This is a genomic window from Pseudomonas sp. RIT-PI-o (assembly GCF_001297215.1).
Taxonomy (GTDB): Bacteria; Pseudomonadota; Gammaproteobacteria; order Pseudomonadales; family Pseudomonadaceae; genus Aquipseudomonas; species Aquipseudomonas moraviensis_A.
On record NZ_LHPA01000019.1, the window covers coordinates 39,604 to 53,955 of the forward strand.

The following is a 14,352-nucleotide window of genomic DNA, read 5'->3' on the forward strand; positions in this document are numbered from 1 at the left end:
CGCATCCCTTGTCGAAAATCTTATTCAGGCATTTTCAGCGGGCTCGGCGAAACGATCACGCCGTTGTTGTCCGCATAAATGTACTGGCCCGGGTGAAACGTCACGCCGGCGAAAGTCACCGGGACGTTGAGGTCGCCAATGCCGCGCTTGTCGGTTTTCATCGGGTGGCTGGCCAGGGCCTGCACGCCGAGATCGGTCTGCGCAATGACGTCGACATCACGGATGCAACCGTAGATGACCAGCCCTTCCCAACCGTTCTGCGCGGCCTTGGCGGCAATCATGTCGCCCAACAGGGCGCGGCGCAGCGAACCGCCGCCATCAACCACCAGCACTTTGCCTTTACCGCTCAGTTCTGCCTGCGCCTTGACCAGCGAGTTGTCTTCGAAGCACTTGATGGTCACGATTTCGCCGCCGAAGGAATCACGGCCGCCGAAATTGCTGAACATCGGTTCCAGCACCTGCACCAGCTCCGGGTAGGCGTCGCACAGATCAGGCGTAAGGTAATGTTCCATCGAAAAACTCCTGTAAAAAGGAAGACGATCAAGGATGCCGCATGCTGATGAGACGAGTTCCGGCGGTCGCTGTTTACCTTAGTCCATGCCATGGTCGCTGACGCAACCTGAACAAACCCTGAAACGTAATCGCTAAACAGTCACGAAATATGACCAGAACCGCACAATGCGTCATATCTTAGCCGCAAGCCAGGCCGAACGGAACGCCCCTCAGACGGCAGCGGCCAGATTCGCTGCCTGCCCCGGCAACGGTGTCTGCTGATCGCTCAGCCAGCGCGCCACCAGCGGCCACACCTCAGCCTGCGCTGCTTTGCTTACCAGCATTTCGACGTGGCCGAAATTATCCGAGAAGCCTTGCTCACGGCCCAGGTTGATGAACTGCTTGTGCTCGGAGCCGATCTGCTCGAACAGCTTGCGGCAGGCCCACGCCGGATCCTGATGATCCCCCGCTGCCGTCACGGCCAGCACCGGCACCTGAACCTCGGCGAGCCCGGCCCACCAATCCTTGTCCTTGTCGCCAAAGCGGCCGAACAAGCCGTACCAGCGCATGCTTTCGATGGCCAGACCGATCGGCTCATCTTCCGGGCCACGTTTGAGGCGTGAGCCGGACAATTGCGCGAAGCGCTTGAGAATAAAGCGCCCGCCCCACTCCACCGGTGGAATCTTCAGTGGCCAACAGGTGCGGCTGACCTGCGTGCCGAAAAACGCCGCCGAGGCCACTGCCGGTTCGCCAAGGTATTCCCCACCGAGTGCGGCCGCCAGTGTGATGCCACCCAGAGAATGGCCGATCCAGTGGGGGATCTGACCGCTCTGCTCGCGAACGAACGCGGCAATTGCCGGCAGGTCGTAGCGGGCATAATCGGCAACGCGGTTGCGCCGGTAGTCTTCGTTACGCTGAGACAGGCCGTGACCGCGCATTTCCGGGATCCACACGTCGAAGCCCAGCCGCGTCAGATACGCGCCGAGCCCGAGGCCTTTGGGGGAAAACCAGAAGCGCCGATTGGAAAAGCTGCCATGCAACAGGATCACCGGCACGCCGCGTGGCGCCGAGTCATCGGCCATGCCCAGGCGGGTGACAGCGATCTCCACGGACCAGTCCGGACTATTGCCGGGTTTCAATCGATAGATGTCTTCGCTCAGATCGCCGCGCCGCTCGGCGCTGATCAGCGCGACAGGAAACAGGTTGCTGCTGCTTTGCATAATGCTCTTGCACAAAAAAGGGCGGCATCCAATGGAGCCCGCCCTACTTCAATCTCAAGGCCCGGCCCCTTGTAGGAGTGAGCCTGCTCGCGATGGCGGTGTGTCATTCGAATCACTGCTGACTGTCATGACGCTATCGCGAGCAGGCTCACTCCTACAGGGGACGCGGCCCGTTCACATGTTGATCAAGCCTGCGCCTGACCTTCGGCGAGGAAGAACCAGGTTTCCAGCACGGTGTCCGGGTTCAGCGACACGCTTTCGATGCCCTGTTCCATCAGCCACTTGGCCAGATCCGGATGGTCGGAAGGACCCTGACCGCAGATGCCGATGTACTTGCCGGCCTTGTTGCACGCCTGAATGGCGTTGGCCAACAGCTTCTTCACCGCCGGATTACGCTCGTCGAACAAGTGAGCGATGATCCCCGAGTCGCGATCCAGACCCAGCGTCAGTTGGGTCAGGTCGTTGGAGCCAATCGAGAAACCGTCGAAGAATTCGAGGAATTCCTCGGCCAGAATCGCGTTGGATGGCAGTTCGCACATCATGATCACGCGCAGACCGTTTTCGCCGCGCTTCAAGCCATTTTCGGCGAGCAGATCGACCACCTGGCTGGCTTCGCCGAGAGTCCGGACGAACGGCACCATGATTTCCACGTTGGTCAGGCCCATCTCGTTGCGCACACGCTTCAGCGCGCGGCATTCGAGTTCGAAGCAGTCGCGGAACGATTCGCTGATGTAACGCGAAGCGCCACGGAAGCCGAGCATCGGGTTTTCTTCTTCCGGCTCGTAGAGCTTGCCGCCGATCAGGTTGGCGTATTCGTTGGACTTGAAGTCCGACAAGCGCACGATGACTTTTTTCGGCGTGAACGCAGCAGCCAGGGTGCTGATGCCTTCCACCAGTTTGTCGACGTAGAAGTCGACCGGGTCGCTGTAACCGGCGATGCGCTTGTCGACGCTGTCCTTGATGTCCTGCGGCAGGCCGTCGTAGTTCAACAGCGCTTTCGGGTGCACGCCGATCATGCGGTTGATGATGAATTCCAGACGCGCCAGACCGACGCCGGCGTTCGGCAACTGCGCGAAGTCGAAAGCGCGATCCGGGTTGCCGACGTTCATCATGATCTTGAACGGCAGCTCCGGCATGGCATCGACGGAGTTCTTCTTGATGTCGAAGCCCAACTCGCCTTCGAAGATGTAACCGGTATCGCCTTCGGCGCAGGACACGGTGACGCCCTGGCCATCCTTCAGCAGTTGGGTAGCGTTGCCGCAACCGACCACCGCCGGAATGCCCAGCTCGCGAGCGATGATCGCCGCGTGGCAGGTACGCCCGCCACGGTTGGTCACGATGGCGCTGGCGCGCTTCATCACCGGTTCCCAGTCCGGGTCGGTCATGTCGGAGACCAGCACGTCGCCCGGCTGGACCTTGTCCATTTCGGAAACGTCTTTGATGATCCGCACTTTGCCGGCGCCGATGCGCTGGCCGATCGCGCGACCTTCCACCAGCACAGTGCCGGTTTCCTTGAGCAGGTAACGTTCCATGACGTTGGCCTGGGTGCGGCTTTTCACGGTTTCCGGACGCGCCTGGACGATGTACAGCTTGCCGTCGTCACCGTCCTTGGCCCACTCGATGTCCATCGGACAGCCGTAGTGCTTCTCGATGATCATCGCCTGTTTGGCCAGCTCGCTGACTTCGGCGTCGGTCAGGCAGAAACGCGCGCGTTCGGCCTTGTCGACGTCGACGGTCTTGACCGAACGCCCGGCCTTGGCCTCGTCGCCGTAGATCATCTTGATGGCTTTGCTGCCCAGGTTGCGCCGCAGGATGGCCGGACGACCGGCCTCCAGCGTGCCTTTGTGCACATAGAATTCATCCGGGTTGACCGCGCCTTGTACGACGGTTTCGCCCAGGCCGTAGGCGCCGGTGATGAACACCACGTCACGGAAACCCGATTCGGTATCGAGGGTGAACATTACGCCGGCGGTGCCGGTTTCCGAACGTACCATGCGCTGCACGCCAGCGGACAGGGCGACCAGTTTATGGTCGAAGCCCTGGTGCACGCGGTAGGAAATCGCACGGTCGTTGAACAGCGAAGCGAACACCTCTTTGGCGGCGCGGATAACGTTTTCCACACCACGGATGTTCAGGAAGGTTTCCTGCTGACCGGCGAAGGAAGCGTCCGGCAGGTCTTCTGCGGTGGCGGAAGAACGCACGGCCACGGCCACGTCAGGGTTGCCGGCCGACAGCGCGGCGAACGCGGTGCGGATCTCGGTGTTGAGTTTTTCCGGGAACTCGGCGTCCATGATCCATTGGCGGATCTGTGCGCCGGTCTTGGCCAGGGCATTGACGTCGTCGACGTCGAGCGCGTCGAGGGCCTTGTGGATCTGCTCGTTCAGGCCGCTCAGTTCGAGGAAGTCACGATAGGCCTGAGCCGTCGTGGCGAAGCCGCCGGGGACCGAAACACCGGCGCCTGCCAGGTTACTGATCATCTCGCCCAGGGATGCGTTCTTGCCCCCCACATGCTCAACATCGTGTTTGCCGAGCTTATCGAGGGAAACTACGTACTCTACCAAGGTGATCTCTCCACTAACTGTGTTGGAAAAGCTCAGAAACCGGCGGCCCGGGGGAGCCTTGGCCGGTTGTATGGCCTGGACCTGGAAAATAAGTGAGAATGCGGGCCAATGGCGGCCGGCAAATCGCGCCTATCATATCCAAGAATGCTCATTAGTCTAAGGCCCAAGGTGCAAATGAAACGATCTGCTTTCTTCATCTCCGATGGCACCGGCATTACCGCCGAAACCCTGGGTCAAAGCCTCTTGGCGCAGTTCGAAAACATTACCTTCAGCAAGTTCACGCGGCCCTACATCGACAGCGTGGAAAAAGCGCGGGCCATGGTACAACAAATCAACAAAGCCGCTGAAACCGACGGCTTTCGGCCGATCATCTTCGACACCATCGTCAATCAGGACATTCGTGAGATTCTCGCAACGTCCAATGGTTTCATGATCGACATTTTCTCGACCTTCCTCGCGCCGCTCGAACAGGAGCTCACCGAGCACTCTTCCTACACCGTGGGCAAGTCCCACTCCATCGGGCACAACTCCAATTACATGGAGCGCATCGAGGCGGTGAACTTCGCCCTCGACAACGATGACGGCGCGCGCACCCACTATTACGACAAAGCCGATCTGATACTAGTGGGCGTGTCGCGATGCGGCAAAACCCCGACGTGTCTGTACATGGCCATGCAGTTCGGCATCCGCGCGGCCAACTATCCGCTGACCGAAGACGACATGGAGCGCCTGACCCTGCCGACGGCGCTGCGCGCCCATCAGCACAAGCTGTTCGGCCTGACCATCGACCCGGACCGCCTCACTGCGATTCGCAACGAGCGCAAGCCCAACAGCCGCTATTCGAGCTACGCCCAGTGCGAATTCGAAGTGCGCGAAGTGGAAAACCTGTTCCGCCGCGAGAACATCCCGCACATCAATTCCACGCATTTTTCCGTGGAAGAGATTTCGGCGAAGATTCTCGTGGAGAAAGGGGTTGAGCGGCGGTTCAAGTAGTCCGGCGTCCCCTGATCTGGCACCTTCGCGAGCAGGCTCGCTCCCACAATGGACCTGCATCGTAACGACTGTGGGAGCGAGCCTGCTCGCGAAGAACGATAACGCGGTCTGTCAGAGCACAAACAGGTCGATGAATCGATTCACCGGCGTGGCTTCAAGCCGCGCCTGATCCTCGCACAGCGCAAAAATCTCAGCGCAGCGCTGGCCAGCGAAACGCGTGGCGAGGTTGGTCTTGAACTTGTCCTCCAGCAACGGAATGCCTTCGGCGCGACGGCGGCGATGGCCGATCGGGTATTCCACCACCACGTTTTCGGTGCTGCTGCCGTCCTTGAAAAACACCTGCACGGCATTGGCAATCGAGCGTTTGTCGGCTTCGAGGTATTCGCGGGTGAACCGTGGTTCTTCGACGATGACCATTTTCTCGCGCAACACATCAATGATCGGGTGCGCCTTGTGGAAGTCGTCTTCGTAGTGCTCGGCCACCAGGTTGCCAAATGCCAGCGGCACGGCGGTCATGTATTGCAGACAATGGTCGCGGTCGGCAGCGTTGGCCAGCGGGCCGACCTTGGAAATGATGCGGATCGCCGATTCGTGGGTGGTGATGACGATGCGGTCGATCTCGTGCAGGCGATTGCGCACCTGCGGATGCAAGGTCACCGCCGCCTCGCAGGCGGTCTGCGCATGGAATTCGGCGGGGAAGCTGATCTTGAACAGGACGTTTTCCATCACGTAACTGCCAAACGGCCGGGAAAAACTGAAAGCGCGCTTCTCTTCGGACTTGAGCGCCAGATCGTTGTTGGTGTGGCTGAACGATACGTCATAAAAGCCCCATTGCTTCGCGCTCAGCACCCCGGGAATGCCCATCTCGCCGCGCATGGCGATGTCGGCCAGCCTTACACCGCGACTCGCCGCATCCCCCGCCGCCCAGGATTTCCGCGAGCCGGCGTTGGGCGCATGCCGATAGGTGCGCAGCGCCTGACCGTCGGCGAAGGCATGGGACAGCGCCGCCAACAGCTGCTCGCGATTGGCTCCCATCAGTCTGGCGCTGACGGCAGTTGAAGCGACTTTCACCAGCATGACGTGATCGAGTCCTACGCGGTTGAAAGAGTTTTCCAGGGCGATCACGCCTTGAATCTCGTGGGCCATGATCATCGCTTCCAGCACATCGCGAAGGGTCAGTGGTGCTTCACCGTTGGCGATGCGTTGCTGCGACAGGTGATCGGCCACGGCGAGGATGGCGCCGAGGTTGTCGGACGGATGGCCCCATTCGGCGGCGAGCCAAGTGTCGTTGTAATCGAGCCAGCGGACGATGCAGCCGATGTCCCACGCAGCTTTGACCGGATCGAGACGATAACTGGTGCCGGGCACTCGCGCACCGAACGGCACAATCGTGCCTTCGACAATGGGTCCAAGATGCTTGGTGCATTCGGGAAAACGCAGGGCCAGCAGACCGCAGCCCAGCGTGTCCATCAGGCAGTTGCGCGCGGTGTTCAGCGCTTCGGCGGATTCGGGCTTGAAGGTGAGGACGTAATCAGCGATGTCCTGCAGGACACGGTCGTAGTCGGGACGATTGTTCAGGTCGACGTTGGCGCTCATGGTGGTTCTCCTGTTCGGGGAAATGAGTGGTTGGGTCTTCCTCAAGGGCTTGGCTGGTTTATGGTTGGTGATGTCTGGTTTCTATGTGTTGTGTCAGAGGGTAGCCCCTCACCCTAGCCCTCTCCCGAAGGAGAGGGGACCGATTGGGGGATGCTGTGGAGGTTCACCGGCCTGAAAGTCCATCGCTGAATCCATAATCGCCAACCTGCGTGGTCGACGAATCACAGCAGATACTTCTTCCTCGCCCCAGATCGCCGATTCCCTGCTGAATCCATAATCGCCTCGGTCTTTCAGGTCGATGTACCACGCAAGACACCTCGGTCGGCCCCCTCTCCCTCCGGGAGAGGGCTGGGGTGAGGGTAAAATGTCGAGTCAGAACGAGTCAGCAGGCACGCGGACGTAACCTTCCATGAGCACCCGTGCACTGCGGCTCATGATGGCCTTCTTCACCACCCACTCGCCGTTTTCCAGCGTCGCCTCAGCGCCCACACGCAGCGTTCCCGACGGATGGCCGAAACGCACGGCAGGGCGTTCAATCCCACCCGCAGCAAGATTGACCAACGTGCCGGAAATCGCCGCCGCTGTGCCGATCGCCACCGCGGCCGTGCCCATCATCGCGTGGGGCAGTTTGCCCATCGACAACGCGCGTACCAGCAGATCCACATCACCCGCGACAATCGCTTTACCGCTCGACGCCACGTAATCCGCAGGCTTGGCGACAAACGCGACTTTCGGCGTGTGCTGCCGTTTCGCTGCCTCTTCCAGATTGGAAATCAGGCCCATGCGCAACGCACCATAGGCACGAATCGTCTCGAACATCAGCAGCGCTTTCGGATCGCCGTTGATCGCGCCTTGCAGCTCGGTGCCGGTGTAGCCGATGTCTTCGGCGTTGACGAAAATTGTCGGGATCCCGGCATTGATCATGGTCGCCTTGAACGTGCCGACACCCGGCACTTCCAGCTCATCGACGAGATTGCCGGTGGGGAACATCGAGCCACCGCCGCCCTCTTCCTCTGCCGCCGGATCCATGAATTCGACCTGCACTTCGGCCGCCGGAAAGGTCACGCCGTCAAGTTCGAAATCACCGGTTTCCTGCACTTCGCCGTTGGTGATCGGCACGTGGGCGATGATGGTCTTGCCGATGTTGGCCTGCCACACGCGCACCACCGCCACGCCGTTGTGCGGAATGCGGCTGGCGTCGACCAGACCATTGCTGATGGCGAACGAGCCGACTGCGGCCGAGAGGTTGCCGCAGTTGCCGCTCCAGTCCACGAACGGTTTGTCGATGGACACTTGGCCAAACAGGTAATCGACGTCGTGATCGGCGCGGGTGCTCTTCGACAGGATTACGGTTTTGCTGGTACTGGACGTCGCGCCGCCCATGCCGTCGATCTGCTTGTCGTACGGGTCGGGGCTGCCGATCACCCGCAGCAGCAACGCATCGCGGGCCGGGCCGGGCACCTGCGCGGCTTCGGGCAGATCAGTGAGGCTGAAAAACACGCCTTTGCTGGTGCCGCCGCGCATATAGGTGGCAGGGATTTTGATCTGTGGTGCGTGAGCCATGATTGCTCCTTTGAAGCGGCCAAGGGACTGATCACCCATTGGCCGCTGAACCTGTTTAAACGGCTACCGCCGATCCTTCGAGGAAGTCCTGAGCGAAGCGCTGCAACACGCCGCCCGCCTCGTAGATCGACACTTCTTCAGCGGTATCGAGACGGCAGGTCACCGGCACTTCGACACGCTCGCCATTCTTGCGATGAATCACCAGCGTCAGATCCGCACGCGGCTTGCGCTCGCCGATCACGTCATAGGTTTCGCTGCCATCGATGCCAAGCGTGTGACGGTTGGTGCCGGGTTTGAATTCCAGCGGCAATACGCCCATGCCCACCAGGTTGGTGCGGTGGATACGCTCGAACCCTTCAGCGGCAATCGCCTCGACACCCGCCAGCCGCACGCCCTTCGCCGCCCAGTCGCGGGACGAACCCTGACCGTAATCGGCGCCGGCAATGATGATCAGTGGCTGCTTGCGTTCCATGTAGGTTTCGATGGCTTCCCACATGCGCATCACTTGGCCTTCCGGCTCGACGCGGGCCAGCGAACCCTGCTTGACCTTGCCGTTTTCCACGACCATTTCGTTGAACAGTTTCGGGTTGGCGAACGTTGCACGCTGGGCGGTCAGGTGGTCGCCACGGTGGGTGGCGTAGGAGTTGAAGTCCTCTTCCGGCAAGCCCATTTTCGCCAGGTATTCGCCGGCAGCGCTGTCGAGCATGATCGCGTTGGATGGCGACAGGTGATCGGTGGTGATGTTGTCCGGCAGCACCGCCAGCGGGCGCATGCCTTTCAAAGGGCGGGCGCCGGCCAGTGCGCCTTCCCAGTAAGGCGGACGGCGGATGTAGGTGCTCATTTCGCGCCAGTCGTACAGCGGCGCGACTTTCGGCCCGGTGTCTTCATGCACGGCGAACATCGGGATATAGACCTGACGGAACTGCTCAGGCTTGACCGCCGACTTCACCACCGCATCGATTTCTTCGTCGCTCGGCCAGATGTCCTTGAGGCGAATTTGCCGACCATCGACCACGCCCAGCACATCCTTCTCGATATCGAAACGGATGGTCCCGGCAATCGCGTAAGCAACCACCAGCGGCGGCGAGGCGAGAAACGCCTGTTTGGCGTACGGGTGAATGCGCCCGTCGAAATTGCGGTTGCCGGACAGCACGGCGGTCGCATACAGATCGCGGTCGATGATCTCTTGCTGGATCAGCGGATCGAGGGCGCCGGACATGCCATTGCAGGTGGTGCAGGCAAACGCGACAACGCCGAAACCGAGCTGTTCAAGTTCAGTGGTCAGCCCCGCTTCATCGAGGTACAGCGCCACGGTTTTCGAACCCGGCGCCAGCGAGGATTTGACCCACGGCTTGCGCGTCAGCCCGAGCTTGTTGGCGTTGCGCGCCAAGAGCCCAGCGGCGATGACGTTGCGCGGGTTGCTGGTGTTGGTGCAACTGGTGATGGCGGCGATGATCACCGCGCCGTCGGGCATTTGCCCAGGCACATCATCCCACTGGCCGGAGATGCCTTTGGCAGCCAGATCCGAGACCGCAACACGGGCGTGCGGATTGCTCGGGCCGGCCATGTTGCGCACCACCGAGGATAAATCGAAGGTCAGGCCACGCTCGTATTGCGCGCCTTTCAGACTGTCGGCCCACAGCCCGGTCAATTTGGCGTATTGCTCGACCAGCTGCACTTGCTGATCTTCACGACCGGTCAGTTTCAGGTAATCGATGGTCTGCTGGTCGATGTAGAACATCGCCGCCGTGGCGCCGTATTCCGGGGCCATGTTGGAGATGGTCGCGCGGTCGCCGAGGGTCAGCGCCGCCGCGCCTTCGCCGAAGAATTCCAGCCAGGCGCCGACGACTTTCTGCTTGCGCAGGTACTCGGTCAGGGCCAGGACCATGTCGGTGGCGGTGATGCCCGGTTGCAGCTTGCCGGTCAGTTCGACGCCGACACTTTCCGGCAAACGCATCCACGAAGCGCGGCCGAGCATCACGCTCTCGGCTTCGAGGCCGCCGACACCGATGGCGATCACACCCAGCGCATCGACGTGCGGGGTGTGGCTGTCAGTACCGACGCACGTGTCGGGGAACGCCACGCCTTCGCGCACCTGAATCACCGGCGACATTTTCTCCAGGTTGATCTGGTGCATGATGCCGTTGCCCGGCGGGATCACATCAACGTTCTTGAAGGCCTTTTTGGTCCAGTTGATGAAGTGGAAACGGTCTTCGTTGCGACGGTCTTCGATGGCGCGGTTCTTCTCGAAGGCCTGGGCATCGAAACCGCCCGCCTCGACGGCCAGCGAGTGGTCGACGATCAATTGCGTCGGCACCACCGGGTTGACCTGCGCCGGATCACCACCCTGCAGAGCGATGGCGTCACGCAGGCCGGCAAGATCGACCAGTGCGGTCTGGCCGAGGATGTCATGGCAGACCACCCGCGCCGGAAACCACGGGAAATCGAGATCACGCTTGCGCTCGATCAGTTGCTTCAGCGAATCGGCCAGCGTGCTCGGGTCGCAGCGCCGCACGAGGTTTTCCGCCAGCACGCGTGAGGTGTACGGCAGGGTGTCATAGCTGCCGGGCGCAATCGCCTCGACCGCCGCGCGGGTGTCGAAGTAATCCAGCGGCGTGCCGGGCAGGTTTTTGCGGAATTCTGTGTTCATCGGGTCAGGACTCGGGTCACGGTAGTTTCAAAGGGTGGGGTCTGACATCAACCTTGAGATCCACACCGTCACCCTGTAGGAGTGAGCCTGCTCGCGATAGCGGTAGATCAGTCGACATCAATATTGAATGTCAGTCCGTCATCGCGAGCAGGGTCACTCCTACAGGGATTTGCGGTGGTTTCAAGGATCGGGTCAGCTCACCACTCAGCGACGTTCGATTGGCACGAACTTGCGCTGTTCGACGCCGGTGTACTCGGCGCTTGGACGGATGATGCGGTTGTTGGCACGCTGTTCGAACACGTGCGCAGCCCAGCCGGTCAGGCGCGAGCAGACGAAGATCGGTGTGAACAGCTTGGTCGGGATGCCCATGAAGTGATACGCCGAGGCATGGTAGAAATCGGCGTTGGGGAACAGTTTCTTCTGCTCCCACATGGTCTTGTCGATGGCTTCCGATACCGCGAACAACACCTTGTCACCGACCTCGTCGGCGAGTTTTTTCGCCCAGCCCTTGATCACCTCGTTGCGCGGATCGCTGTCTTTATAGATCGCGTGGCCGAAGCCCATGATCTTGTCCTTGCGCTCGAGCATGCCGAGGGTGCCCTTGATCGCCTCTTCCGGCGATGAGAAGCGCTCGATCATTTCCATTGCCGCTTCATTGGCGCCGCCGTGCAACGGGCCGCGCAGCGAACCGATGGCCGCTGTTACGCAGGAATACAGATCGGAAAGGGTCGAGGCGCAAACGCGCGCGGTGAACGTCGAGGCGTTGAATTCGTGCTCGGCGTAGAGGATCAGCGACACGTTCATGACTTTGACGTGCAGTTCGCTCGGTTTCCTGTCGTGCAGCAAATGCAGGAAGTGGCCGCCAATGGTCGGCTCGTCGCTGACGCAATCGATGCGTTTGCCGTCGTGGCTGAAGCGATACCAGTAGCACATGATCGCCGGGAACGCGGCAAGCAGGCGGTCGGTCTTGTCGCGCTGCTCGGAGAAGTCTTTCTCTGGCTCGATGTTGCCGAGGAACGAGCAACCGGTGCGCATCACATCCATCGGATGCGCGTCGGCGGGAATGCGTTCAAGCACTTCTTTCAGCGCCTGCGGCAGATCGCGCAGCTTGCTCAGCTTGCTCTGGTAGTCGGCCAGTTGCGCTTTGGTCGGCAGTTCGCCGTACAGCAGCAGGTAGGCGACTTCTTCAAATTGCGCGTCGGCGGCCAGTTCACGCACGTCGTAGCCGCGGTAGGTCAACCCGGCACCGGCCTGGCCCACGGTGGACAGTGCGGTTTGCCCGGCGACCTGGCCACGGAGCCCGGCGCCACTGAGTACTTTTGCTTCGGCCATTGCTATCTCCAATTTTTGAATTTGTTAGGGAATCTGCAATTACGGTGTTGTTCGCAAAAGATCGCAGCCTTCGGCAGCTCCTACATCGACCGCGTTCCTGTAGGAGCTGTCGAGTGAAACGAGGCTGCGATCTTTTGATCTTTCAATCATTTTTTCGCAGCAAACAACGCATCGAGCTTCTGCTCGAACGTGTGGTAATCGATACGATCGTAGAGCTCCATGCGAGTCTGCATGGTGTCGATGACATTCTGTTGCGTGCCATCGCGGCGGATCGCCGTGTAGACATTTTCCGCTGCCTTGTTCATCGCGCGGAACGCCGACAGCGGGTACAGCACCAGGGAAACGTCGGCGCCGGCCAGTTGCTCGGTGGTGTACAGCGGGGTCGCACCGAACTCGGTGATGTTGGCGAGGATCGGCGCTTTCACGCGGTTGGCGAACAGCTTGTACATGTCCAGCTCGGTGATGGCTTCCGGGAAAATCATGTCTGCGCCGGCCTCGATGCACGCAGCCGCGCGATCGAGCGCCGACTCCAGCCCTTCCACCGCCAGCGCATCGGTACGCGCCATGATCACGAAGCTGTCGTCGGTGCGCGCATCGACTGCAGCCTTGATGCGATCGACCATTTCCTGCTGGCTGACAATTTCCTTATTGGGGCGATGGCCGCAACGCTTGGCGCCGACCTGATCCTCGATGTGAATCGCCGCCGCGCCGAACTTGATCATCGACTTGACCGTTCGAGCCACGTTGAACGCCGATGAACCGAAGCCGGTGTCAACATCCACCAGCAGCGGCAGGTCGCAGACATCGGTGATCCGCCGTACGTCGGTCAGAACATCATCCAGCCCGGTGATGCCCAGGTCCGGCACGCCAAGAGATCCCGCGGCCACACCGCCACCAGACAGATAGATCGCCTTGAAACCGGCGCGTTTGGCCAGCAGCGCGTGGTTGGCGTTGATCGCGCCGACCACTTGCAAAGGATGCTCGCTGGCGACCGCATCGCGGAAGCGCTGGCCCGGCGTGTTCAGGTTGGAACTCATGAGTCACCTCGTTCAGTGGCTGTCTGGTTGTGGGCGCCGTCTTCGTAGTGACGGGCGATGTTGCGTTTCGAGGCGCCGATGTGGCGGCGCATCAACAGTTCCGCGAGCTCGCCGTCACGGTCGGCGATGGCATCGAGAATGCGGTGGTGTTCGGCGAAGGCCTGGTGCGGGCGGTTCGGCGTGGTGGAAAACTGGATGCGGTACATGCGCACCAGTTGATACAGCTCGCCGCAGAGCATCTGCGTCAGCGTGCGATTGCCGCTGCCCTGGATGATCCGGTAATGAAAGTCGAAATCGCCTTCCTGCTGGTAATAACCGACGCCGGCCTGGAACGCCGCATCGCGCTCGTGGGTTTCCAGGACCCGGCGCAACTCGTCGATTTCCGCGACGCTCATGCGCTCGGCAGCGAGGCGGCAGGCCATGCCTTCGAGGGATTCGCGGATTTCGTAGAGTTCGATCAATTCGGCATGGCTGAGTGAGACCACCCGCGCGCCCACGTGCGGCACACGCACCAGCAGGCGCTGGCCTTCCAGACGGTGGATCGCCTCACGCAACGGCCCCCGGCTGATGCCATAGGTGCGCGCCAGCTCCGGCTCGGAAATCTTGCTGCCCGGGGCGATTTCGCCTTTGACGATAGCGGCCTGGATGCGCCGGAAAACGTTTTCCGAGAGCGTCTCGGAATCGTCGCCGCTGATGACCGGGGGATCGAGTTGATCCAGCATGATTGTCGACACCTTTAAATCCAATTCGGCAAAAACTAGCCAATATCGCGTGATCAGTCAAAGGATAAATAGGTATTGTCGACAATCGTCTAATAACCTAAAAAGATCGCAGCCTTCGGCAGCTCCTACAGAATGCAGGCCACCCCTTTGTAGGAGCTGCCGAAGGCTGCGATCCTTTGATCTTGC

General features: G+C 60.8%; 10 protein-coding genes. 1 reads left to right on the forward strand and 9 read right to left on the reverse strand.

Annotated features, from left to right (window positions below):
• Nucleotides 1-20 precede the first annotated feature (20 nt).
• The 3 genes from rraA to ppsA all read right to left on the reverse strand — a co-directional run bounded on the left by rraA (nt 21) and on the right by ppsA (nt 4,273).
• Nucleotides 21-512, reverse strand: coding sequence for a ribonuclease E activity regulator RraA (rraA, locus tag AEQ63_RS08745; RefSeq protein ID WP_064362859.1), 492 nt, complete (start codon nt 510-512; stop codon nt 21-23).
• A 210-nt stretch (nt 513-722) separates the two neighbouring features.
• Complete coding sequence (locus AEQ63_RS08750; RefSeq protein ID WP_064362861.1) at nt 723-1,712, reverse strand: alpha/beta fold hydrolase; 990 nt, start codon at nt 1,710-1,712, stop codon at nt 723-725.
• Nucleotides 1,713-1,897: 185 nt separating this feature from the next.
• Nucleotides 1,898-4,273, reverse strand: coding sequence for a phosphoenolpyruvate synthase (ppsA, locus tag AEQ63_RS08755; RefSeq protein WP_042608450.1), 2,376 nt, complete (start codon nt 4,271-4,273; stop codon nt 1,898-1,900).
• A 174-nt stretch (nt 4,274-4,447) separates the two neighbouring features.
• Here ppsA and ppsR point away from each other — a divergent pair, with 174 nt between their 5' ends.
• Nucleotides 4,448-5,266 carry a posphoenolpyruvate synthetase regulatory kinase/phosphorylase PpsR gene (ppsR, locus tag AEQ63_RS08760; RefSeq protein ID WP_016773826.1) on the forward strand — a complete coding sequence of 273 codons (819 nt, stop codon included), beginning with the start codon at nt 4,448-4,450 and terminating at the stop codon, nt 5,264-5,266.
• 111 nt (nt 5,267-5,377) lie between these two features.
• On the opposite strand, the gene prpD is transcribed toward ppsR, so the two are convergent.
• From prpD to AEQ63_RS08790, 6 genes are all read right to left on the reverse strand, one after another.
• A complete protein-coding gene (gene prpD, locus AEQ63_RS08765) occupies nt 5,378-6,862 on the reverse strand; it encodes a 2-methylcitrate dehydratase (RefSeq protein WP_064362862.1) in 1,485 nt (494 codons plus the stop codon).
• A gap of 372 nt (nt 6,863-7,234) precedes the next feature.
• Entirely contained in the window at nt 7,235-8,425 is a 1,191-nt protein-coding gene (gene prpF, locus AEQ63_RS08770; protein WP_064362864.1) for a 2-methylaconitate cis-trans isomerase PrpF, read from the reverse strand.
• A 55-nt stretch (nt 8,426-8,480) separates the two neighbouring features.
• Nucleotides 8,481-11,075 carry a Fe/S-dependent 2-methylisocitrate dehydratase AcnD gene (gene acnD, locus AEQ63_RS08775; RefSeq protein ID WP_064362867.1) on the reverse strand — a complete coding sequence of 865 codons (2,595 nt, stop codon included), beginning with the start codon at nt 11,073-11,075 and terminating at the stop codon, nt 8,481-8,483.
• Between the two features lie 204 nt (nt 11,076-11,279).
• Entirely contained in the window at nt 11,280-12,407 is a 1,128-nt protein-coding gene (gene prpC, locus AEQ63_RS08780) for a bifunctional 2-methylcitrate synthase/citrate synthase (protein WP_064362869.1), read from the reverse strand.
• Nucleotides 12,408-12,553: 146 nt separating this feature from the next.
• Complete coding sequence (gene prpB / locus AEQ63_RS08785) at nt 12,554-13,444, reverse strand: methylisocitrate lyase (RefSeq protein WP_042608455.1); 891 nt, start codon at nt 13,442-13,444, stop codon at nt 12,554-12,556.
• Entirely contained in the window at nt 13,441-14,163 is a 723-nt protein-coding gene (locus AEQ63_RS08790; RefSeq protein WP_172667900.1) for a GntR family transcriptional regulator, read from the reverse strand. The genes prpB and AEQ63_RS08790 overlap by 4 nt, the downstream gene beginning before the upstream one ends.
• Between the last annotated feature and the right edge of the window lie 189 nt (nt 14,164-14,352).